The 20,278-nt window shown below is 63.9% G+C and carries 22 protein-coding genes; 13 read left to right on the plus strand and 9 right to left on the minus strand.

Annotation, left to right across the window (positions count from 1 at the left end):
- The 3 genes from ACOVQ0_RS14350 to mmsB all read left to right on the plus strand — a co-directional run.
- A partial coding sequence (locus ACOVQ0_RS14350) for an enoyl-CoA hydratase/isomerase family protein (RefSeq protein ID WP_421885724.1) occupies window positions 1–786 on the plus strand: 786 nt, incomplete at its 5' end.
- Window positions 783–1,565, plus strand: coding sequence for an enoyl-CoA hydratase-related protein (locus ACOVQ0_RS14355; protein ID WP_421885727.1), 783 nt, complete (start codon window positions 783–785; stop codon window positions 1,563–1,565). The genes ACOVQ0_RS14350 and ACOVQ0_RS14355, both read left to right, overlap by 4 nt.
- Window positions 1,566–1,569: 4 nt before the next feature.
- Complete coding sequence (mmsB, locus tag ACOVQ0_RS14360) at window positions 1,570–2,439, plus strand: 3-hydroxyisobutyrate dehydrogenase (protein WP_421885730.1); 870 nt, start codon at window positions 1,570–1,572, stop codon at window positions 2,437–2,439.
- A gap of 125 nt (window positions 2,440–2,564) precedes the next feature.
- Here the strand turns inward: mmsB and ACOVQ0_RS14365 are convergent, their stop codons facing one another.
- Entirely contained in the window at window positions 2,565–3,356 is a 792-nt protein-coding gene (locus ACOVQ0_RS14365) for a CHAP domain-containing protein (protein ID WP_421885733.1), read from the minus strand.
- 124 nt (window positions 3,357–3,480) lie between these two features.
- Between ACOVQ0_RS14365 and der the strand changes: the two genes are divergently transcribed.
- The 3 genes from der to ACOVQ0_RS14380 all read left to right on the plus strand — a co-directional run bounded on the left by der (window position 3,481) and on the right by ACOVQ0_RS14380 (window position 6,148).
- A complete protein-coding gene (gene der / locus ACOVQ0_RS14370; protein WP_421885736.1) occupies window positions 3,481–4,863 on the plus strand; it encodes a ribosome biogenesis GTPase Der in 1,383 nt (460 codons plus the stop codon).
- Between the two features lie 8 nt (window positions 4,864–4,871).
- Window positions 4,872–5,294, plus strand: coding sequence for a DUF983 domain-containing protein (locus ACOVQ0_RS14375; RefSeq protein ID WP_421885739.1), 423 nt, complete (start codon window positions 4,872–4,874; stop codon window positions 5,292–5,294).
- An 86-nt stretch (window positions 5,295–5,380) separates the two neighbouring features.
- Entirely contained in the window at window positions 5,381–6,148 is a 768-nt protein-coding gene (locus tag ACOVQ0_RS14380) for an SDR family NAD(P)-dependent oxidoreductase (protein WP_421885743.1), read from the plus strand.
- Window positions 6,149–6,256: 108 nt separating this feature from the next.
- On the opposite strand, the gene ACOVQ0_RS14385 is transcribed toward ACOVQ0_RS14380, so the two are convergent.
- Window positions 6,257–8,299 carry a protein-disulfide reductase DsbD family protein gene (locus tag ACOVQ0_RS14385; RefSeq protein ID WP_421885789.1) on the minus strand — a complete coding sequence of 681 codons (2,043 nt, stop codon included), beginning with the start codon at window positions 8,297–8,299 and terminating at the stop codon, window positions 6,257–6,259.
- 120 nt (window positions 8,300–8,419) lie between these two features.
- Here ACOVQ0_RS14385 and ACOVQ0_RS14390 point away from each other — a divergent pair, with 120 nt between their 5' ends.
- The 3 genes from ACOVQ0_RS14390 (at window position 8,420) to ACOVQ0_RS14400 (ending at window position 11,999) form a co-directional block, all read left to right on the plus strand.
- Complete coding sequence (locus tag ACOVQ0_RS14390; RefSeq protein WP_421885746.1) at window positions 8,420–10,099, plus strand: alkaline phosphatase family protein; 1,680 nt, start codon at window positions 8,420–8,422, stop codon at window positions 10,097–10,099.
- Complete coding sequence (locus tag ACOVQ0_RS14395; protein WP_421885749.1) at window positions 10,096–11,316, plus strand: FAD-dependent monooxygenase; 1,221 nt, start codon at window positions 10,096–10,098, stop codon at window positions 11,314–11,316. The genes ACOVQ0_RS14390 and ACOVQ0_RS14395 overlap by 4 nt, the downstream gene beginning before the upstream one ends.
- Before the next feature lie 236 nt (window positions 11,317–11,552).
- Window positions 11,553–11,999: a hypothetical protein gene (locus ACOVQ0_RS14400; RefSeq protein WP_421885752.1), complete on the plus strand. Its 447-nt coding sequence runs from the start codon at window positions 11,553–11,555 to the stop codon at window positions 11,997–11,999.
- A gap of 64 nt (window positions 12,000–12,063) precedes the next feature.
- Here the strand turns inward: ACOVQ0_RS14400 and ACOVQ0_RS14405 are convergent, their stop codons facing one another.
- From ACOVQ0_RS14405 to hemC, 3 genes are read right to left on the minus strand one after another with little or no spacing between them, the layout of a single operon-like run.
- Window positions 12,064–12,996, minus strand: a complete 933-nt coding sequence (locus ACOVQ0_RS14405) for a hypothetical protein (RefSeq protein WP_421885755.1) — start codon at window positions 12,994–12,996, stop codon at window positions 12,064–12,066.
- A gap of 29 nt (window positions 12,997–13,025) precedes the next feature.
- Complete coding sequence (locus ACOVQ0_RS14410; protein ID WP_421885758.1) at window positions 13,026–13,718, minus strand: uroporphyrinogen-III synthase; 693 nt, start codon at window positions 13,716–13,718, stop codon at window positions 13,026–13,028.
- On the minus strand, window positions 13,715–14,662 hold the full coding sequence (hemC, locus tag ACOVQ0_RS14415) for a hydroxymethylbilane synthase (protein WP_421885762.1): 948 nt from the start codon (window positions 14,660–14,662) through the stop codon (window positions 13,715–13,717). Before hemC ends, ACOVQ0_RS14410 begins: the two co-directional genes overlap by 4 nt.
- A 45-nt stretch (window positions 14,663–14,707) precedes the next feature.
- Here hemC and tsaD point away from each other — a divergent pair, with 45 nt between their 5' ends.
- Genes tsaD through ACOVQ0_RS14435 form a run of 4 tightly spaced genes read left to right on the plus strand, consistent with a single transcriptional unit; the run spans window position 14,708 to window position 18,808 of the window.
- Entirely contained in the window at window positions 14,708–15,760 is a 1,053-nt protein-coding gene (gene tsaD / locus ACOVQ0_RS14420) for a tRNA (adenosine(37)-N6)-threonylcarbamoyltransferase complex transferase subunit TsaD (RefSeq protein ID WP_421885765.1), read from the plus strand.
- The gene (locus ACOVQ0_RS14425; protein WP_421885768.1) at window positions 15,757–16,752 is read left to right on the plus strand and encodes an NAD(P)H-dependent glycerol-3-phosphate dehydrogenase; all 996 of its coding nucleotides are present in this window, start codon (window positions 15,757–15,759) and stop codon (window positions 16,750–16,752) included. Before tsaD ends, ACOVQ0_RS14425 begins: the two co-directional genes overlap by 4 nt.
- Window positions 16,745–18,226, plus strand: a complete 1,482-nt coding sequence (locus ACOVQ0_RS14430; RefSeq protein WP_421885771.1) for a lipopolysaccharide biosynthesis protein — start codon at window positions 16,745–16,747, stop codon at window positions 18,224–18,226. Before ACOVQ0_RS14425 ends, ACOVQ0_RS14430 begins: the two co-directional genes overlap by 8 nt.
- A 42-nt stretch (window positions 18,227–18,268) precedes the next feature.
- Window positions 18,269–18,808, plus strand: a complete 540-nt coding sequence (locus ACOVQ0_RS14435) for a hypothetical protein (RefSeq protein ID WP_421885774.1) — start codon at window positions 18,269–18,271, stop codon at window positions 18,806–18,808.
- Window positions 18,809–18,812: 4 nt separating this feature from the next.
- Here the strand turns inward: ACOVQ0_RS14435 and ACOVQ0_RS14440 are convergent, their stop codons facing one another.
- From ACOVQ0_RS14440 to ACOVQ0_RS14455, 4 genes are all read right to left on the minus strand, one after another.
- Complete coding sequence (locus tag ACOVQ0_RS14440; RefSeq protein WP_421885777.1) at window positions 18,813–19,376, minus strand: hypothetical protein; 564 nt, start codon at window positions 19,374–19,376, stop codon at window positions 18,813–18,815.
- Between the two features lie 246 nt (window positions 19,377–19,622).
- A complete protein-coding gene (locus tag ACOVQ0_RS14445) occupies window positions 19,623–19,847 on the minus strand; it encodes a type II toxin-antitoxin system HicB family antitoxin (RefSeq protein WP_421885780.1) in 225 nt (74 codons plus the stop codon).
- The gene (locus ACOVQ0_RS14450; RefSeq protein ID WP_421885783.1) at window positions 19,844–20,098 is read right to left on the minus strand and encodes a type II toxin-antitoxin system HicA family toxin; all 255 of its coding nucleotides are present in this window, start codon (window positions 20,096–20,098) and stop codon (window positions 19,844–19,846) included. The genes ACOVQ0_RS14445 and ACOVQ0_RS14450 overlap by 4 nt, the downstream gene beginning before the upstream one ends.
- Window positions 20,095–20,278: hypothetical protein (locus ACOVQ0_RS14455; protein ID WP_421885785.1), on the minus strand; the 184-nt coding region annotated here is incomplete at its 5' end. The genes ACOVQ0_RS14455 and ACOVQ0_RS14450, both read right to left, overlap by 4 nt.

The raw sequence follows: 20,278 nt of genomic DNA on the forward strand, positions 1-20,278 counted from the left end.
GACGAATACCAGCTCAACCATCTGCTGATGACCTATGGCAAGCCGGTGGTGGCGTTCATGGATGGCATCACGATGGGCGGCGGCGTGGGCATTTCCGGCCCCGCAACCTACCGTGTCGCAACGGAAAATACCAAGCTGGCGATGCCCGAGACCGGCATTGGCCTGTTCCCCGACGTAGGCGGCGGCTGGTTCCTTTCGCGTTTGCGCGGGCGGTTGGGCCAATATCTTGCGCTGACTGGCGCGCGGCTTGATGGTGCCGAATGCGTTTGGGCAGGACTGGCGACGCATTATCTGCCTTCGGAAAATCTGGCTGATGCCAAGGCACGAATTTCCGCAGATCCTGCGAACATCCCTGCGATCCTGCGCGAACTCTCTGCCGTTCCGCCCGAACCGAAGATCGCGGCGCACGCCGACGCGATCGAGCGGCTTTTCGCATCGAACCGCTATGAGGACATTCTCGCCGCTCTGGAGGCTGACGGATCGGAGTTCGCGACTGCGACGCTGGCCACGCTGCGCACCAAAAGCCCGCAGACCTGCAAGGTTGCGCTGCGCCAACTGGCCACCAGCCTTACGCTGCCGGACTTTGCCGCGAACATGGCGATGGAATATCGCGTGGGCGCGCGGGTGCTGACGCTGCCCGATTTTGCCGAAGGCGTGCGCGCCGTGATCGTGGACAAGGACCACGCGCCCAAGTGGTCGCCCGCGACGCCAGAAGGCGTGACAGACGACCTGCTGGACCAGATTTTTGCGCCGCTGGGCGCTGCTGACGAATGGAAACCGCTATGACCTTTGAAACCATCCTCGTCGAACAGAAGGGTGCCGTCACCCTCATCACGCTGAACCGCCCGCAGGCGCTGAACGCATTGAATTCGCAGGTTCTGGCGGACCTGATCGAGGCATTTGCCGCGTTCGAGGCTGATCCTTCGCAGCGCTGCGCCGTGCTGACCGGTTCGGGCGAAAAAGCCTTTGCCGCCGGGGCCGACATCAAGGAAATGGCCGACAAGCCTGCTGCGGATTTCTACAACGAGGACTTCTTCTCGAAGTGGACCAGCCACCTTGTGAAGACCACGCGCAAGCCGTGGATCGCGGCGGTTAACGGCTTCGCGCTGGGCGGTGGTTGCGAACTGGCGATGATGGCTGATTTCATCATCGCATCGGACAATGCCAAGTTCGGTCAGCCCGAAATCAAGCTGGGCGTGGCTCCCGGCATGGGCGGATCGCAGCGCCTGACCCGCGCCGTGGGCAAGGCAAAGGCGATGGACATGTGTCTGACCGGCCGCATGATGGATGCCGCCGAGGCCGAGCGTTCGGGCCTTGTCACCCGCGTAGTGCCACTGGCCGATCTGCTGGCCGATGCGCTGAAGACCGCCGAGGTCATTGCCGCGATGCCGCCGATGGCTGTCGTCGCCAACAAGGAAATGGTTAACGCCGCGTTCGAAACGACGCTGGACCAAGGCCTGCTGTTCGAACGCCGCCTGTTCCAGGTGCTGACCGCCAGCGAGGACAAGGCCGAGGGCATGAAGGCCTTCATCGAAAAGCGCCCCGGCGTGTGGAAGGGGCGTTAAGTCCATGAAAATCGCGTTCATTGGCCTTGGCAACATGGGCGGCGGCATGGCCGCAAATCTTGTGAAGGCGGGGCATGATGTCCACGCTTTCGATCTGGCCGAAGCAGCGCTGGCGCGTGCGACCGAGAATGGTTGCACCACCTACACGTCGGTGAAGGACGCGGTGCAGGGCGCGGACGCGGTGGTTTCGATGCTGCCCAACGGCGCCATCGTGAAATCGGTCTACGCTGCCGATGTCGTTGGCCATGCGCCCACATCGGCACTGCTGCTGGATTGTTCGACTATCGACGTTGCTACCGCGCGCGAGGTTGCAACGGCTGCCGAAGCGGCCGGTTACGTCATGGTCGATGCGCCGGTTTCGGGCGGCATCGCGGCGGCCAATGGTGGCACGCTGACGTTCATGGTCGGCGGCAGCGACGAGGCTTTCGCCCGTGCGGAGCCGATCCTTGCCGCGATGGGCAAGGCGGTGATCCACGCTGGCGCCAGTGGCGCGGGTCAGGCGGCGAAGATCTGCAACAACATGCTGCTTGGCGCGTCGATGGTCGCCACCTGCGAAACCTTTGCGATGGCGGAAAAGCTGGGGTTGGACCTCCAGACGTTCTACGACATTTCGTCGAAAGCTTCGGGCCAGTGCTGGTCGATGACGTCCTATTGCCCGGTGCCGGGCGTGGGGCCGCAAAGCCCGGCAGACAACGGCTATCAGGGTGGTTTCGCCACGGCGCTGATGCTGAAGGATCTCAAGCTTGCCATTGCGGCGGCAAAGGATGCAGGCGCGCAAGTGCCGATGGGCGCGCGGGCCGAGGAACTCTATTCGGCTTTTGCCGATGCGGGCAACGCCGGGCTGGATTTTTCGGCGATCATCAAGTCGCTGTAACCAATACCGATGCCAAATGGTGCGCCCCCGCGAAGGCGGGGGCCTCAGTCGGTTTATTGCAAGGTTGCGTAACAACACCGAGGCCCCCGCCTTCGCGGGGGCGCAGGCGCTGTAAACCTTACCCGTTAGCGCGTTTTGGCGGCGATGATCCGGCCAATGGGATCGTCTGCCAGTGCCGGGTGCGTGCGTGCAGGCCGGTTTGCCACCTGCTGTTGCGCAGGCGCTTTCGGGGCACCGTAGCTGTAGGACAGTTGCCGCCGCACTGGTGCCGCTTTCGTATCCACTTCAGGCCGAACCCCTTTCAGGAAATCCGCGCCGACCAGCGACCGGGGCGCTTCGGCAGCCTTTGCTTTCACCACCGGTTTTGCCGCCAGAAGGGTGAAGCCCTTCTGCTTGCCCGGCTTTTCGGGATAGATGAAGCCGTTGACCGGCCAGGCCGTGGTGCCGAGATTGCCGATGGGGGCATACCATACGCGCACTTCGGACCAGTCGTTTGCGTCCGATACGTCCACCGCCCGCACATTGTCTTCGATCTGGCCGCGCCGCCCGTCGATCATGGACCAGTTGGCATGGCGCAGCAGCACGGTGCGCGAATCGATCACCTTGCTGACGGCGGCGACATGGCCGAGTTCCATCCGGCCATAGGGCGCGAAACTCATCACCGCGCCTGCCTTGGGCTTGCGCCCGCGGGCATAGCGGCCTTCGGCCTGCTCCCACCAGGTTAACGCATCGCCATAGATATGGATGCCGCTGACCTGCCGCGCATAGGGCACGCACTGCAGGTAGGGGAGTGATTCGCGGTCAGCCGTGAATGACCCCGTGGATCGCGAAAAATCGCTTAATTCTGCGGCGTTGCTACCCGGTGCGGGCAGGGCGAACGCCATCAGTGCGGCAATACGGCAGATCTTTTCCCTCATGCGAGGGGTTATGCGATGCTTTGGTTATGGCAGGCCTTCTACCCTTGGTTAATAGCAGGCTAATCAAACACCCTGACTTAATCGGCCCCTTGCGTTCACGCGCAGGAACAGCCACGGGAGGCGGATGCGCCCACAGGTTATCATTATCGGACGCCCCAATGTGGGCAAGTCCACGCTTTTCAACCGACTTGTCGGCAAGAAGCTCGCACTGGTTGACGATCAGCCGGGCGTTACCCGCGACCGCCGTTTTGGCGATGCCACGCTGCTCGGCCTCGATTTTACCATCGTCGATACCGCAGGGTGGGAAGACCTTGATCCCGATACGCTGCCGGGCCGGATGCGCCAGCAGACCGAAGCATCGCTCGTTGGGGCGGACGTTGCGCTGTTCGTGATCGATGCGCGCGCAGGCGTGACCCCGCTGGACGAGGAAATCGCCCGCTATCTGCGCCAGAGCCGCGTGCCCATCGTGCTGATGGCAAACAAGGCCGAAGGACGGCAGGGCGATTCGGGCATTTACGATGCCTTTGCACTTGGCTTTGGTGAGCCGGTGGCGTTTTCGGCCGAGCATGGGCAAGGGCTTGCCGATCTTTTCGAGGCGCTGCGCCCGCATATCGAGGGCAAGCAGGCCGAAGACGATGAAGAAGAAGAGGTTGAAGGCGACGAGGAGGAGTTCGATCCCGAGTCCGTCCTGAAGCTGGCTATTGTCGGTCGCCCCAATGCGGGCAAATCGACGCTGATCAACAAGCTGCTGGGCGAAAACCGCCTGCTGACCGGGCCGGAAGCGGGCATCACGCGCGATTCCATCGCGATCGACTGGCAGTGGTTCGATCCAGAGCGTGAGGGCTATCGCCCGGTGCGGCTCATCGACACGGCGGGGATGCGCAAGAAGGCGCAGGTGACCGACAAGCTCGAAAAGCTGTCGGTGGCCGATGCCCGCCATGCCATCGATTTTGCCGAAGTCGTGGTGCTGGTGCTCGATGCCACGCGCGGGCTGGAGCATCAGGATCTCAAGATCGCCTCGATGGTGCTCGAAGAAGGTCGCGCGCTGATGATCGCGATCAACAAGTGGGACGTTGCCGAAGACCCTTCGGGCCTGTTCCAGGGCATCCGTGGCGCGTTGGAAGACGGACTTGCGCAGGTGCGTGGCGTGCCGCTGCTGGCGATATCCGGTCGCACCGGCAAGGGGCTGGACGATCTGCTGAAAGCCGCGTTCGAGATTCGCGCCGCATGGTCAAAGCGCGTGGCGACCGCCGCGCTGAACCGCTGGTTCGACGATGCGCTGGCCGCCAATCCGCCGCCCGCACCGGGCGGACGCCGGATCAAGCTGCGCTATATCACGCAGGCCAAGACGCGGCCTCCCGGCTTCGTGCTGTTCGGAACGCGGCTGGACCAATTGCCTGAAAGCTATCGGCGCTATCTGGTGAACGGTATCCGCCGCGAACTGGGCTTTGATGCCGTGCCGATCCGGCTGACGCTGCGCAGCCCGAAAAACCCCTTCGCCAAGTAGGACGCGCAATGCCAGATGCTGCCCTGCCGATTGACCGCGCTTCGCTTCCGCAAGGTCTGGGTGGGGCGCTTTGGCGTGGGGTGAAGGGCAAGTGCCCGCGTTGTGGCGGTACGCATCTGTTCACTGCGTTTCTGAAACCAGTGGACCGCTGCCGGATGTGCGGCCAGAACTGGACTCTGCACGCGGCGGACGATTTCCCGCCCTATATCTCGATCCTGTTGACCGGGCACATCATGGCCCCGGTGATTATTGAGCTTGGCCTGAATCCGGCAATTCCCGCCTGGGTGATGATGCTGATCGTGGCGGGGATGGCAGTAGCGCTGCTGGCGGCCTTTCTGCAACCGGCCAAGGGCGGGGTGATTGCGCTGCAATGGTGGTTGGGATTGCAGGGTTTTGCCGCGAAGCCGGGTAGGGCCGAAGCGGGCCTGTAAGGGGCAACAGCCTGCGCCAAGTCAGAGCTTGCATGGGTTAAGCAATCGGTTAAATCCTCTCGTCGGAAATCGAGAGGATGATATCTATGCCGCGCTACTCGCTTGAAGGCCGCATTGCGCTGATCACGGGGGCTTCGTCCGGGTTGGGGGCGCATTTCGCGCGGCTCTATGCAGCAGCAGGGGCGGCAGTGGTGGTGGGCGCCCGGCGGGTTGAGCGCGTGGCGGCTTTGGCAGACGAGATCAACGTGGCAGGCGGCAGGGCGCTGGCCGTGTCGCTGGACGTGACGGATGAGGCTTCGATCATTGCGGCGTTCGATGCGGCAGAAGCGGCGTTGGGCGTGCCCGATGTGGTGGTGGCCAATGCCGGGATCGTCGAGGCAGGGCGCTCTGTCGATATGCCTGCGGACGCGATGCGGCGGGTGGTCGATACCAATTTCAACGGGGTTTACCTGACCGCGCGCGAAGGGGCGCGGCGGATGATTGCGGCGGGATCGAAGCAGTCCGAAAAGGGGCGGATCATCCTGACCGGATCGATTACCGCACAGATGACGGCGCAGGGTGACAGCGCCTATGCCGCGACCAAGCTGGCGGTTCAGCATCTGGGGCGGCAGTTCGCGCGCGAATGGGCGCGGCTGGGGATCAATGTCAACGTGATCCAGCCAGGCTATATCCGCACAGAGATCGATGGCGAATGGTTCGATACCGATGGCGGCAAGGCGCAGGTCGCATCGTGGCCGAGGAAGCGCCTGACCGAGATTTCGGCGCTGGACGATATGATGCTCTTCTTCGCGTCGGATGCTTCACGGCAGGTGACAGGCACGTTCATTTCGGTGGATGACGGGCAGAGTTTGTAACGCCCAAAGCTGTGCTTCCCCGCGCAGGCGGGGGCCTCAGTCGGCTTACGCAAATGTTCCGTAACAATACCGAGGCCCCCGCCTGCGCGGGGGAACTGGGCTTTGAAATCAGGGGTTCGGCAGTCCCGCCAGCATATCGGGGGTCAGCACCTGCGGCAACTGGCGCGGGCCGCCGCCTGCGGGATACCACAGATAAAGCGGGACGCCCGCCGCGCCTTGGGCCGTGAGGAATTTTGTGATCGCAGGATCACGGCGGGTCCAGTCGCCCACCAGCACCACGACGCCTGCCTTTTCGAAAGCCGCCTTGGTGCTTTCACGCTCTATCGAAGTGCCTTCGTTGACCTTGCATGACAGGCACCAGTCGGCTGTGAAATAGGCGAAGACGGGCTTCCCCGCCTTGCGCGCTTCAGCCAGTGCAGCCTCGGAAAAGGGCTTGGCGGCGAGAAGGCCTCCGCTTTCGCCTGCCGTTGTGGTGGCGAGATGCGGGGTGGCGGCGAAGGCGGCTGCGCCGAGCAGCAGCGTGGCTGGTAGTGTCCAAGCCATGACAGCGCGGCCCCGGCGCTGGCCCTTGCCGGCAAATGCCAGCAGCACGACGAGCGCAGCAGCAATCGCCACGGCAGCAGCGGCGAACTCCGCCTCGCCAATGCGCCATGCCAACCAGCCCAGCGCCAGTGCTGTCAGACCCATCGGCAGGGCCATCCAGCGGCGGAAGCGCTCCATCCATGCGCCGGGCTTGGGCAGAAGGCGGCGTAGTGCGGGCACGAAGCCGAGCAGCAGGAAGGGCAGGGCAAGACCCAGCCCAAGCGCCGCAAATACGCCCAGAGCGGCCCATATCGGCAGCACCAGCGCGGCGCCCATCGCGGCGGCCATGAACGGGCCTGTGCATGGCGTGGCCACGAAAGCGGCAAGCAGGCCGGTGCCGAACGCGCCCGAATTGCCAGCGCCGCGCTCAACCGAAAGGCCGGGGAGTTCGTAGACGCCGATGAGGTTGGCGGTGATCGCCACGGCCAGCAACAGCAGCACGGCGACGACGCCCGGTTCCTGCAACTGGAACGCCCAGCCGACTTGCTCGCCCCCTGCGCGCAGGGCCAGCATGACGCCGCCGAGCAGCAGGCAGGCGAGGACCACGCCTGCGGAATAGGCCAGCCCTTCGGCCCTTGCATTGTGCGAATTGCCGCGTGCGAGCGCCAGCGCTTTGAGGCTGAGGATCGGGAAGACGCAGGGCATCACGTTGAGGATCAGCCCGCCAAGGAATGCGCCAAGCAGCGCCAAGCCGAGCGTGGCGGCAGAGAAGGTAGCGACACCGCCCACTTCGGTGCCGCCCGTGGAAACAGTGCCGGGTGCTGCGGCAAAGCTGATGCCGCCAGCGTCCTTGCCCATCGCCAACAGACCTTCGACCTTCTGCGCGGGCGCAGGCGATGCGGCCAGTGGCACTTCAACGATCAGTGTGTCGCCCTCACGGAAAAATCGCTGGGCTGCGCCGTAGTTTACCAGCCCTTCAGTCGACAGAAACAGGTGCGGGGCATCGAGGGATGCTGAGGCGGGGAAGGGCAGGGCAAGCCGAAGAGTTTTGGGACCAAGGGCGAAAGCGCCTGCGCGGTCGAGCGGGGCGGGCAGGGCGGCGCGCCAGCCTTCGAAGCGGGCATCCTTCGGGCCGTTGCCGACTGTTATCGTCCCCTGCAGCTCCGCGCGTTCGGGAACGCAGATCGCGTCGGTGCAGGCCAACCATTGCGCCTTGACGCTGATCGGCAGCGTGGTGCCCTGAACTGCACCTACAGGTAGGCTAAGCGGCACCAGGACGGCGTAGTCATGTTCGTAAACGTGGTTCATCAGGCCCTGAACCACCAAGGTCTGCGGCACCGGAAACTGCATCGCGCCGGTGCTGGCACCTTGCGGCAAAGTCCAGTCGAGCGTCAGGCCATAGCCTGCATCGCCGGGGTTGGACCAATAGCCGTGCCAGCCCTTTTCCGGCTGCATCAGCAGGGCGAGCGTCACCGTGCCGCCAGGTTCGACAGGGCCTTCTGCGAGCAGCGTGGCCTGCACATGGTTGGGCGCGGCGCGCAGCGGGGAATAGGTGAGCAGCAACAGCGCCGTCACAAACATCGCTATGGTGCGCAACATGTTGATCCGGGCCGTTTCGCTGATCGGCATATCGGGGGCACAGGTCCAAAAAGGCCCCTTGAACGACAGCGCAAGCGGGGCCATGCGTAGCGCTCTTGGGCGTCCTACGGCTGGCCTTGGTCTGAGTCCAGCACACTTGCCCATAGGAGTATGTTCCGCGTGAAGAGCCTGTCCCGTTTCGCCGCCGTTCTGCTGGCGACTGCTTTGCCGATCATCCCCGCCAGCGCACAGGAAACCGCGCCTGCCGTTAGCCAGCAGGTTCCGGCAAATGCGCCCCGCCTGATCGTGGCGATATCCATCGACCAGTTTTCGGGCGATCTGTTCGCGCAGTATCGGCAGCACTTTACCGGCGGTTTTGCGCGGTTGACGCAGGGCGCGGTGTTCCCCGCCGGATACCAGAGCCACGCTGCCACCGAAACATGCCCCGGCCATTCGACGATCCTGACCGGCAACCGCCCGGCGCACACCGGGATCATCGCCAATTCGTGGATCGACCAGTCTGTCACGGTGGGGCCGAAAGTGGTCTATTGCGCCGAGGATGTGGCGCAGCGCAGCGCGGGATCGAAGGACTATGTGGCCTCGCCCGTGCATTTGCTGGTGCCGACGCTGGGCGAATGGATGAAGAAGGCCAATCCGGCGGCGCGGAACATTGCCGTTTCGGGCAAGGATCGCGGCGCGTTGATGATGGGCGGGCACGATATCGATCAGGTTTACTGGTGGAAGGGCAAGGAGTTCGTCACGCTGAACGGACGCAAGATTGGTCCTTCGGCAGAGGCGCAGAACGCGCAGGTTACCACGCTGTTGGCGAAAGGTGCCGCAAAGTTTCCGCTGCCCGATCATTGCCGCCGGGCCGACCGGGCGATCAAGGCGGGGGCGGCCAGCGTCGGCAATGGCCATTTCGCGCTGAAGGCGGGAGATTCCGGCGCTTTCCGCAGCTCGCCCCGGTTGGACCGCGCGACGCTCGATCTTGGTCTGAAGCTGGTGGACGAGCAGAAGCTGGGTAAGGGGGCAGTGCCCGATGTCCTGTCACTCAGCCTTTCGGCAACGGACTACGTCGGCCATTCGACGGGCACCGAAGGCGCGGAAATGTGCATCCAGCTTGCGCAACTGGACATGGCGCTGGGTGATTTCTTCGCCAGCCTCGACAAGCGCGGGATCGATTATGCCGTGGCGCTGACCGCAGACCACGGCGGGTTCGACTTGCCAGAGCGGCTGAACGAACAGGCATTGGACAAATCATCGCGCGTTGGCGATGCGGTTTCGGCGGCACAACTTTCTGCCACGCTTGCCAAGCGGTATGGTCTTGAGGCGAAGGATCTGATCCTTTCTGACGGCGCTTCGGGTGATTACTGGCTGCGGCGCGATCTGCCTGAAGGCATCAAGGGCAAGCTGGTGGATGATGCCAAGCGCCTGCTCGAAGCCGATCCACAGGTGGAAGTGGTGCTTTCTGCCGCAGCAATCGCGGCAACACCGATGCCAACCACTTCGCCCGAAACCTGGACACTGGCCGAGCGCGCACGGGCTTCGTACAACCCGCTGCATTCGGGCGATTTCGTGGTGATGCTCAAGCGCGGCGTGGTGCCCATTGCCAAGGCGGGGCCGGGCTATGTCGCCACGCATGGCAGCCCGTGGGACTATGATCGCCGCGTGCCGATCCTGTTCTGGCGCAAGGGCATGAATGGGTTCGAGCAGCCCAGCCCGGTAGAAACGGTGGACATCGCCCCCTCGCTTGCGGCATGGATTGGCCTCAAGATCCCCCAAGGTGCATTTGACGGGCGCTGCCTCGATCTGGATGGTGGCACCGGCAATACGTGTGGAGCGATCAGGTGAGTGAACAGAGCGCAGATGTGGTGATCCTTGGCGGCGGCCTTGTCGGCATGACGCTGGCGATCGGGCTGGCCAAGGCCGGGATCAGCAGCCATGTGGTCGACAATTCCGATCCTGCGGCGCAGACCGCCGAAGGGTTTGACGGGCGCGCATCTGCCATCTCCACGGCAAGCTGGAACCTCTACACCAACCTTGGCATGGCAGAGGAACTGGCACCGAAGGGCTGCCCGATCGATGCCATCGCGGTGACCGACGGGATGAAGCCGGGGCGCATCGATTTCAAACCCGGCGCAGACGATGGCTCGCTGGGGCGGATGTATGCCAACCGCGATTTGCGTATTGCGATGTATGGTGTGGCGGCGCGGGAGGAGGCGATTGCCTTTCACCCCAAAAGCCATGTCATTTCGCGCGAGCGGGGCGAACATGGCGTGGCTGTTACCCTGTCTGACGGGCGCGTGCTGAAAGGGCGGTTGCTGGTGGCGGCTGAGGGGCGCAAGTCCCCCACGCGCGACGAAGCCGGGTTTACGCCCGCCAAGTGGGATTACGGCCACCGCGCGATCATTGCCGGGCTGACCCATGAAAAGCCGCACGACAACGTGGCGTGGGAAGTGTTCTATCCGGCAGGGCCGTTCGCGCTGTTGCCGCTGCTGGATGACGCGGACGGCACGCATCGCTCTGCGCTGGTATGGACCGTGGCCGAAAAGGACGCCGCCGCCGTTCTGGCCATGCCCGACGCGATGTTTCTGGGCGAAGTTTCGAGCCGGATGCACGGCATCTTTGGCAAGATCGACCTTGCCAGCCCTCGTTCGTCCTATCCGCTGAACTTCCACCACACCGCGAAGATCGTGGAAGACCGGCTGGCGCTGATTGGCGATGCGGCGCACGGGATGCACCCGATTGCGGGGCAGGGCCTGAACGTGGGCCTGCGCGATGTGGCCGCGCTGGTCGAAGTGCTGGCCGATGGCGTGCGGCTGGGGCTGGACGTGGGCGATGCGCAATTGCTCGCCCACTATGAACGATGGCGCGCGGCCGATACCTTCATGGTGGCCACGGCAACCGATGTGCTGACCCGCCTGTTCGGGATTCCGGGCAAGGTGCCCTCCGCCATCCGCCGTCTGGGCATGGCAGGCGTGCAGCGCGCCGCTCCGCTGAAGCGCTGGTTCATGGACGAAGCGCGCGGGATGAGCGGGGATCTGCCGAAGCTGCTGCGCGCGGCGTGAGTTTGGCGGCGTAGCGCTGGACGTACAGCTCTAAACCCGTTGCCCCGTGCTCGACATGGGACTGGGCTTGCTTTTGCGGCCATGCGCTGAAGAATAAAAGCCAAGTCCCGGATCAAGTCCGGGACGACGGTTTTTGGGATTGTGGTGGTGTGGTTGGCTGGCCGGTTTTAAGTGGAAAGCTGAAATTCTCGTTGTAGGAACACAACATGGTCCTTCACTGTGCGCAACCCGTCTCGATGCTCCGCTACGTTTTGGCGTTTGCCGCAACGAAGGTGGCTGTTGCCGGAGCACTACTGATCTATGTACTCAATGTAGATGGCGACGCTCCAGTTTCCTCGATGGTCATCACGATCATCGCTATATCGTTGCCAATCGCTTGGTTCGCCAAAGCCGTGAACCGCCCGATGAGAAGCATTGAACGGGGGCGGTTCGCTATCGGCAACACTGTTGCAGAGTTGATCTTCACGGTTGCTTTGGGTCTGACCACAACCTGGCTGACAGGAGCGTCGTTCGACTGGGAGGGAGTGGGCCACGTGCTTGGCGGCAAGGGAGATCCACAAGATGCGAAGATTGCTTTCCTTTTTGGGATAACTTTCGGCTTGCTACCGGTCCCGTTCCTTAGCCACCTGTTCGGTTGGTTTTGGACCAAGGATTTGCCCAAAACATCGGTAGTGGAGGGGTGAACGGCATCTTTCAGCGCAAAGGGTTGTCCAAGCGGACCCCGCTTGCCATTAACGCGGCTCAGCATCAAATCGGTGGCGTAGACCCTGCCGGTGGCAGCGGCGGTACTGCGGGCGATGCGCTGGCCGTCGGTTCGGGCGCGACCGTTAGCGCTGGTGCGGCAACCGGTTGTCCGCCCGTGAGTGCCGCGGCCTCGATCTGGTCGAGCGCGCGTTGTGTGGCCATGTAATCGCGGGCGCGGATGATCCAGTCGGTCGCCACTTCGCGGCCCGGCATCTTTTCCACTTCGGCAACCGCCGCTTCGACCTTGCCGCCGACAAGGAAAGAGCGCGTGCGGTCCAGCCGCACTTCCGGCGCGGGTGAGGGCGAATCGTCGTGGCGGATGACGAACAGGTCGGAAACCTGACGGGTGAACCAGTCCCATGTGCCTTCGTTGCGCGATCCGCCGATCAGTTCGGCACCCATCAGTTCAAACTCTTCGCCCAGCTGGGTGAGAGTGACAGGCGTGGCGCTGGCGGCGATCACGCGATCCACCGCAGCGCCTTGCGCTTCGCCGAAACGCGCGCGCAACTGCGCTTCGATCCATCCGAGCGGCTGGCCGCGTTCCACCGCGCGACGTGCGGCGAAGGCCAGCAGCAGGGCTTCGGCGTGGCTGGCATTGCCCGATGCGGCAAGCGCCTGCTGGTTCAGTTCTGCCAACCGCTGTTCCAGCGTGGCGAGGCGGGCCGTGGCGGTGGAAATCTGCGCGTCGATCTGCGCCTGATTGGCGGCAGCTTCGGCGGCGGTGGCGCTGGGCGAAGGTGGGGCTACTGGCGACGTGACGAGTTGGGGCACGCCTGAATCGTTCACGCGCACGTCGATCAATCCGTTGCGCCAACCCAGCCATGCGGCACCAGCGGCTCCTGCCAGAAGGCATCCGGCAACCAGAGCCGCGACTGTGCGCCCGCCAAGACCGCTTCGTCGCGGTGCCGCTTGCGGGCTATAGCCAAGATCCTGCATTCTTTTTCGCTTGTCCTGTCGCCCCGATGTCACACTATCTGGCACATTCCGATGGCAAGTTCCAGCAGCATGGCATCGGTTCTTGCCTGTGCCGTTGCGACCCCGGCCCAGCCTTCACCCGCAAGCACAGCTATGCGTGGGGCAAGGCAGGCGAGGTAGATCGATTGTTTCGCAATTCCAAGCCTTTCACACTCTGTCATGAAATGCCGGGCGGCTTCGCCGGAATGCAAAAGGACGACCGCGCCTGCCTCCAGAACGTGCGTCAGCGCACGCGGGAGGGGTGATCTGTGCGCCGCATAAACAACCGCCGTCTCGATTCGCACGCCAGATGGCGGAGTAAGTTCGACCCGGTCTTCCCCGGCGATTCGGATATATCTTCCCGGTGGAAGCGTGGCGACCACGGGCTGCAAGCCGCCTTCGCCGATCAGCCGCACCGTGAAGCCTGCTGTGCGCGCGCTGTCGGCAGTGGTGGCTCCGACAGCGATGACGGGAACGCCTTTCAGACTATCGAGAGCCGGGCCACCGTGGCGGAACACGTTGGCGCTTCCGGCAAGGATCGCGTCGAAGGAACCTTCCGGCAGGTGCCAGACAAGCGGTTCGATGGTAAACAGCGGAAAGGGCACCGCTTCCACCCCGCGTTCGCGCGCGGCGGCGCAGGTGGCGTGATTGCCCGGCTCCGGGCGGATCACGACCAGCGGCAACGGTTTTGCAGGCGCGGTCATTCGCCCGAAAAGTGAACGGTGACCGATTCTGGCGCATTGGCCAGCAGGCGATGGGCAAGGCGTTGTGGTCCGGCGCTGTCGCCGGGTGCGAACGTTTCGTGCGCTTCCACGCGCTCTGCGCCGTCCGGGCTGAAGATCGCGGCGCGCAGGGTTAGCGAGGTTTCGTGATGTGTGGTCAGCACCGCAATCGGGCTGTGGCAATTGCCGCCCAGTGCTTTTAGCAGAGCGCGCTCGGCCAGCACCGCTTCGTGCGTGGGGCGATCGTCGATGGCAGCAAGCCAGCCGCGCACATCATTGTTGGCGGCCAGACATTCGATGCCGATCGCGCCCTGCGCCGGTGCGGGCAGCCATTCGTGTTCGTCCAGCGGGGTGCCGACGCCTGTCTCGTCCAGTCGTTGCAGGCCTGCTGCGGCCAGCAGCGTGACATCGGCCTCGCCCGCATGAAGCTTTGCCAGCCGCGTGGCGACATTGCCGCGAAAGCCCACGATCTGAAGATCGGACCGGGCGTGGAGCATCTGCGCGGCGCGGCGCGGTGCGCTGGTGCCGACGCGCGCGCCGGGCGGAATGGCATGGATGGAGGCCGCACCTACAAGCACGTCACGCACGTCGGCACGTGGCAGAACGGCAGCAATGCAGAATTCTTCAGGGCGGATCGTTTCCACGTCCTTCATCGAATGGACGGCAAAGTCGATTTCGCCTTCGAACAGCCAAGCGTCCAGTTCCTTGGTCCACAGGGCTTTGCCGCCGATTTCGGCCAGCGGGCGATCAAGGATCTTGTCGCCACTGGCGGTAACGGGCACGATTTCGACCATCGTCTCGTCCCAGCCATGCGCTGTGCAAAGCCGGGTGCGCGCCTCAAACGCCTGCGCCATCGCCAGCGGTGATGCGCGCGTGCCGAGTTTGAGCGGGCGGATAAGGGGGCGTTCAGATAGGGACGTGTTCATGCACCGCTTGCCGTAGCGGCGTTTATCACTAGAGGGAAGCGCCAGATGGCCCTGATCCTTGGCATAGAATCCAGCTGTGACGAAACCGCTGCCGCGGTGATCGACGGCAATGGCACCACGCTGGCGGCGCGCATCGTTGCACAGCGCATCGCCTCGCAGGATGAGGCGCACCGCCCCTATGGCGGTGTGGTGCCCGAAATTGCGGCGCGCGCGCATGTCGAAGTGCTGGGGCCGATGGTCGCAGCCGTGCTGGCCGATGCGGGCCTGACGCTTGATGATATGGACGCGATTGCCGCCACTGCCGGTCCGGGGCTGATCGGTGGAGTTATGGTCGGGCTGGTCACCGCCAAGGCGCTGGCAATGGCGGCGGACAAGCCGCTGGTCGCAGTGAACCATCTTGAAGGTCACGCGCTTTCGCCGCGCCTTGCTGATCCTTCGTTGCAGTATCCTTATGTGCTGCTGCTGGTATCGGGCGGGCATTGCCAGATTTTGGAAGTGGCAGGCGTGGGCCTGTATCGCCGTTTGGCCACGACGATTGACGATGCACTGGGTGAAGCGTTCGACAAGACCGCCAAGATCCTTGGGCTAGGCTATCCGGGCGGGCCTGCGGTGGAGCGTCTGGCGCGCGAGGGCAATCCCAAAGCCGTGCCGCTGCCGCGCCCCTTGGTGGGCAGTGGAGAGCCGCACTTTTCGTTTGCGGGGCTGAAAAGCGCGGTGATGCGGGCGAAGGACTCAGGCATCCACGCCGATGCCGATATCGCGGCCTCATTCCAGCAGGCCGCGCTTGATTGCGTGGTCGACCGCACGCGAATTGCGCTCGGCACTGCCTCTTCGGGCATGACGGCGCTGGTCGTTGCGGGCGGGGTTGCAGCCAACGCTGCCCTGCGCGGCGCTTTGGAGGCTCTGGCGGCCGATCATGGCTTGCGGCTGGTCGCGCCGCCGCCGAAACTGTGCACAGACAATGCAGCGATGATCGGCTGGGCTGGCGCGGAACGCTTTGCTCTGGGATACAGCGATCCGCTTGACGTGGCGGCGCGTCCGCGCTGGCCGCTCGATGCCAATGCCGCGCCGGTGCGCGGTGCGGGGGTAAAGGGATGACCGGTGACGTAGGGGTCGTTGGCGCTGGCGCATGGGGAACGGCCCTTGCGCAGATGCTGGCCAGCGATGGACGCGACGTGCTGCTATGGGCGCGTGAAGCGGAACTGGTGGATGAAATCAACACCGCCCGCACCAACAGCCTGTTCCTGCCATCGGCAAAGCTCGCGCCGACGATCCGCGCGACGACCGCTCTTGCGGATATGGCCGCTCTGCCGATCCTGCTGCTGGTTACCCCGGCGCAGTTTCTGGCCAATGTGCTGGCGGGTATCGGCCGCGAAGGTGGCGATGTGGTGTTGTGCTCCAAGGGTATCGAAGCAGGTACGGGCCGTCTGATGGCCGATGTGGCGCGCGCCGCCGCGCCCGGTGCCAGCCTTGCCGTGCTGTCTGGCCCGACCTTTGCGCATGAAGTGGCTGCTGGCCTCCCCACGGCGGTGACGCTGGCATGTGAAGGCGGCGAGGCGCAGTGGCAGCGGCTGTCTGCCGCCATCGCCCGGCCCACGTTCCGGCCCTATTACTCTGACGATGTGACCGGGGCGGAGATCGGCGGGGCGGTGAAGAACGTGCTGGCGATTGCTTGCGGTGTGGTTGACGGGCTGGGGCTTGGCCAGAATGCCCGTGCGGCGCTGATCAGCCGGGGTTTTGCCGAAATGCAGCGCTTCGGGCTGGCGCTGGGCGCGCGGGCAGAGACGCTGGCCGGGCTTTCGGGGCTGGGCGATCTGGTGCTGACCTGTTCATCTACGTCCAGCCGCAACTTCTCGCTAGGCAAGGCTCTGGGCGAAGGGGCGCGTGCTGCCGATGTGCTGGGTGCGAAGAATTCCGTGGCGGAAGGTGCGTTCACCGCACCCGTTCTGGCAGAGGTTGCGCGCAATCGTGGCATTTCTATGCCGATCGTCGAAGCGGTGGTGACACTGCTCGAAGGCGCGGCACCCGCGCGCGATGTGGTGGCCGGGCTGCTTTCCCGCCCGCTGAAGGCAGAAACACCGCTTGTCTGATCCCGCGCAGCCTCCGCAGCAAGATATTGCCGCGCTGGCCAAGGGCGGGCGCACCAATTTTCTTGGCTTCCTGCTGCGCCTGCTGGCGCGTATGCCGTTCCTGTTCATCGCCAGCCGCTTGTATGGCGCCCCCGCGATGGGCCGTTTCGCTTCGGCGCTGGTCATGGTCGAATTCGCCGGAATGCTGGCGACGCTTGGCCAGAAACGCGGCCTTGCGCAGCGGCTTGCCGAAGGGGACGAACACCCCGCCAACGTGGTGGGCGATGCGGTTCTGCTGGCCATGTCGCTGGCGCTGGGCATGGGCGCCCTGATCTATCTCTTCCCCGAATCGATGTATCCCAGCGGCAATTTCAGCCTTGCCGACAGGCTGCTGGTTCTGGCGATCCCCGGTTTGGCGCTGGGTGACCTGGCGCTGGCAGCGCTGGCCTATCGCTTTGACGTGGCGACGACCGTGCGCGCGCGGTCGGTGGTCGAACCCTGGACGATCTCGATTGCGGCGGGAGCCTTCTTCTTTATCTGGCCGTCATCGGGCCTCAGTCTTGCTTATCTCGCGTCCGTCTGGGCGGCGACGGCGGTAGCGGTGGTCGTGCTGCTGAAAAGCTATGGCCTGCCGCGTGCGTGGAAGCCCCATCCGGTGTTGCTGTGGCAGATCGCGCGAAGGAATATTCCGCTGGCCGGGGCAGACGCCGTGGAATGGGGAACGCGCAAGCTCGATGTGTTCATCCTGCGCTTCTTCGTGGGTGAGGCAGCCGTGGGCATCTACTATTTCGCACAGCAGTTCGCCTCATTGCCGCAGAAGCTGAAAACCAGCTTCGAACCTGTGCTGGGGCCGGTGATCACGCGCAGCGTGAAAGACAAGGACTATGCCGCGATTGCCAAGCAGGTCTGCCAGGTCGGCTTCTGGATCGGCGCGGCGCAGATCGGCATTGCGATGGCGCTGGGCATTCCGGGTGAGGGGCTGATGGGCCTTGGCGGGCCTGCCTTCGTCTCGGGCACAGCGGCGCTGGCGTTTCTGTTGATCGCCGAAGTCGTGGCTTCGAAGGCGGTGGTGAGCGAGGCGGCGCTGGTCTACCTCGCGCGGATGCGCAACCTGTGGATCAGCGTTGCGACGATCGCGTTTCAGGCTGCGCTAACCACCGCGCTGATTCTCGTCGCGAAGAACGCAGGTTGGGGGCCGATGTATGTTGCGGCGGCGGCATCGCTGGCGCTGGCGCTTTCGCTGGGGCTTTCGTCGGCGGTGAAGTCGCGCGTGCTGTCGCGCATTCTGGGGCACAGCATCAGCAACTGGCGCTGGGGGCTGGCGTGGGCAATCATCCCGGCGCTGGCCGTGGGCATTGCCAGCACGTGGTTGCCTGAATGGGCTGAACTAGCCTTTGGAATTCCCATGATTCTGGGTATTTACTGCTACATGTTGTGGGTCCGCGCATTCGGGCCGGAGGATCGTGTGCTGTTTCGCAAGCAGCAGGCGGCCTGACCGGGTTTGAGACGCCGGACCTGAGAGCCAAGGGGATTTCAAATGGTGCAGATGTTCGAGGCCAACCAGGCTTTGCTGGCTGGCATCGTGCTGGTGGTGGTGTTCGTCGTCTGGTGGATATGGGGGCGGAGCAAGCCCGCGCCAAAGAAGCGCGAATATACCGACGTCCTTTCTGAAGGTGCCGAAAAGGCTGCGCGCAACACTGCCTTGATCGATGCGCCAAGCGCGGCAGCACTCGTGACGCCGCCGCCCGGCGTTGGCACGATGGCCGGGATTGGCGAGGTCGTGGCAGCCGCAGCGGCGGAAGAGGTCATAGAGGCGGCACCGGCTCAGGCCACGCCGCAGGGCGACGACCTTGGCCGCATCAAGGGCGTGGGGCCAAAGCTCAAGGCGCTGCTCGCCTCGCTTGGCGTCACTAGCTATGCCCAGATCGCGGCGTGGACTGACGAGGATATTGCTCGGATCGACGCGCAGCTTGGCACGTTTGCGGGCCGGGCCAAGCGCGATAGCTGGGTAGAGCAGGCCAAGCTTCTGGCGAGCGGCGATACGGCTACTTACGAAGCCAAATTCGGCAAAGTCTGATCGGTTATTCCACTGCCTGCGCCGGACCAACCGGCGCAGGCGCGGCCACCGGCGCTGAACTGCGGCAGCGGGCAATCACATTGCCGATGGCGCTGCCAGCCGAAACCTTGATCATGCCCGCGCCCGGCAAGGTTCCGGTGAAAGCGCCGCGTATGACAGCAGCCCGCGCATCGTCGGCAGCAAGCGTGCCCTGCCACAGATATCCGCTTTGGCCCGGCACTGATGTGGCGTCGACCGGCAGGCGCAGGATGCCTTCGCTCCCCACCAGCGCAAACAGGGCCTGCGCTCCCACAGGCGCAGCAGCGTGGCGCGTGACAACCAGCACGCCTTCACGACAGGCAACCGACACCAGCGGCGCATCACCGGGATGCCCGAACCGCGCCACCTGCGCATCCGGCGCTGCCGCCCACGCCGGCGCAGAAGTCGCATCGCGCGTGCCGGGAAGCGCCTCGCCTTCCGGCATGACCATCCGCACCGCATTATCAGGCGCGCCATCGCGCACCGTTGCCGCAGGCGACTGCGAACAGGCGGCGAGGGTCAGGGTGAGAGTGGTTGCGAGAATACGCATGTTATTTACGCCAGAAATCTGCAGATGGATTGCGAACCCAGCCCTTGCCATCTTTCTCGGAAGACCAAGGGTTGACCAAATCCCACCGCTTTCCGGGAAATCGTGCAAGATCCTGGCCCGCGCCGAGTGTTTGCCGCAGGCGGCGACGCAATTTTCGGGCCGCCGCAGCCTTCCAGCGCGCATCGCTTGTGGCAGATGTGTAACCACTGATCTGTGTATGACGACGGCTACGGGCCATATGAGGCCTTAACGTGCAGCGTAGATAGCAGGGCGATAGCGGGGCGCGGGAATCGCCAAATTGTGTTCGCGCGCGGTTTCGAGCCAGAGTTCGATCGCGACTTCGGCTTCAGCCAGCGCTTCAGACGGTGTTTCGCCATGCGCAGAACATGGGCGCAAGTCCGGGACATCGGCGATCCAGCAATCGTCGTCGGCTGACCAGAACACATTGATATGATAGTGGTGCGCGTTCATTCGTCCAGCTTCAAGCCCAATTCCTCGATCATATCAAGAAACTGCTGCACTTGATAGGGCTTCGCATCCTTCCCGCGCGGTTGGATGATGAGAGGGCGCGTGGCGTCAGGGTGGTGCCATGCCTGATGGCTGCCTTTGGTCCGCACGTGGATGAATCCGAAGGCGGAGAGCAAGCGCTCGAAATCGCGGCAAGACAGCGATTTTTGCGGACTTGCAAGGATGCGTGTGAAAAGTTTGTCGATCTGAGTCATAAGCTGCGTTTCCCGTTTGCAGCCCTCCAAAAATACAGTTCTCGATCACTCGTCAACTTGAAAATCCGCATCATTTTCATGCAGACGAACATGCGACTGCATGCGACAAAAACTTTGCGGCGAAGCGAAATGAGGAAGGTTGTCCTCACTTCCCCCACTTCGTCTTCTGGCTCTTCCCAT

The organism is Novosphingobium sp. (assembly GCF_049240505.1).
Classification (GTDB): Bacteria; Pseudomonadota; Alphaproteobacteria; order Sphingomonadales; family Sphingomonadaceae; genus Novosphingobium.

Excerpts from the sequence above, each read along its gene's own strand:
- ACOVQ0_RS14355 (WP_421885727.1), top strand. The coding sequence starts at position 783 with ATGACCTTTGAAACCATCCTCGTCGAACAGAAGGGTGCCGTCACCCTC.
- mmsB (WP_421885730.1), top strand. The coding sequence starts at position 1,570 with ATGAAAATCGCGTTCATTGGCCTTGGCAACATGGGCGGCGGCATGGCC.
- ACOVQ0_RS14365 (WP_421885733.1), bottom strand. The coding sequence starts at position 3,356 with ATGAGGGAAAAGATCTGCCGTATTGCCGCACTGATGGCGTTCGCCCTG.
- der (WP_421885736.1), top strand. The coding sequence starts at position 3,481 with ATGCGCCCACAGGTTATCATTATCGGACGCCCCAATGTGGGCAAGTCC.
- ACOVQ0_RS14375 (WP_421885739.1), top strand. The coding sequence starts at position 4,872 with ATGCCAGATGCTGCCCTGCCGATTGACCGCGCTTCGCTTCCGCAAGGT.
- ACOVQ0_RS14380 (WP_421885743.1), top strand. The coding sequence starts at position 5,381 with ATGCCGCGCTACTCGCTTGAAGGCCGCATTGCGCTGATCACGGGGGCT.
- ACOVQ0_RS14385 (WP_421885789.1), bottom strand. The coding sequence starts at position 8,299 with ATGCCGATCAGCGAAACGGCCCGGATCAACATGTTGCGCACCATAGCG.
- ACOVQ0_RS14390 (WP_421885746.1), top strand. The coding sequence starts at position 8,420 with ATGTTCCGCGTGAAGAGCCTGTCCCGTTTCGCCGCCGTTCTGCTGGCG.
- ACOVQ0_RS14400 (WP_421885752.1), top strand. The coding sequence starts at position 11,553 with ATGCTCCGCTACGTTTTGGCGTTTGCCGCAACGAAGGTGGCTGTTGCC.
- ACOVQ0_RS14405 (WP_421885755.1), bottom strand. The coding sequence starts at position 12,996 with ATGCAGGATCTTGGCTATAGCCCGCAAGCGGCACCGCGACGAAGCGGT.
- ACOVQ0_RS14410 (WP_421885758.1), bottom strand. The coding sequence starts at position 13,718 with ATGACCGCGCCTGCAAAACCGTTGCCGCTGGTCGTGATCCGCCCGGAG.
- hemC (WP_421885762.1), bottom strand. The coding sequence starts at position 14,662 with ATGAACACGTCCCTATCTGAACGCCCCCTTATCCGCCCGCTCAAACTC.
- tsaD (WP_421885765.1), top strand. The coding sequence starts at position 14,708 with ATGGCCCTGATCCTTGGCATAGAATCCAGCTGTGACGAAACCGCTGCC.
- ACOVQ0_RS14425 (WP_421885768.1), top strand. The coding sequence starts at position 15,757 with ATGACCGGTGACGTAGGGGTCGTTGGCGCTGGCGCATGGGGAACGGCC.
- ACOVQ0_RS14435 (WP_421885774.1), top strand. The coding sequence starts at position 18,269 with ATGGTGCAGATGTTCGAGGCCAACCAGGCTTTGCTGGCTGGCATCGTG.
- ACOVQ0_RS14440 (WP_421885777.1), bottom strand. The coding sequence starts at position 19,376 with ATGCGTATTCTCGCAACCACTCTCACCCTGACCCTCGCCGCCTGTTCG.
- ACOVQ0_RS14445 (WP_421885780.1), bottom strand. The coding sequence starts at position 19,847 with ATGAACGCGCACCACTATCATATCAATGTGTTCTGGTCAGCCGACGAC.
- ACOVQ0_RS14450 (WP_421885783.1), bottom strand. The coding sequence starts at position 20,098 with ATGACTCAGATCGACAAACTTTTCACACGCATCCTTGCAAGTCCGCAA.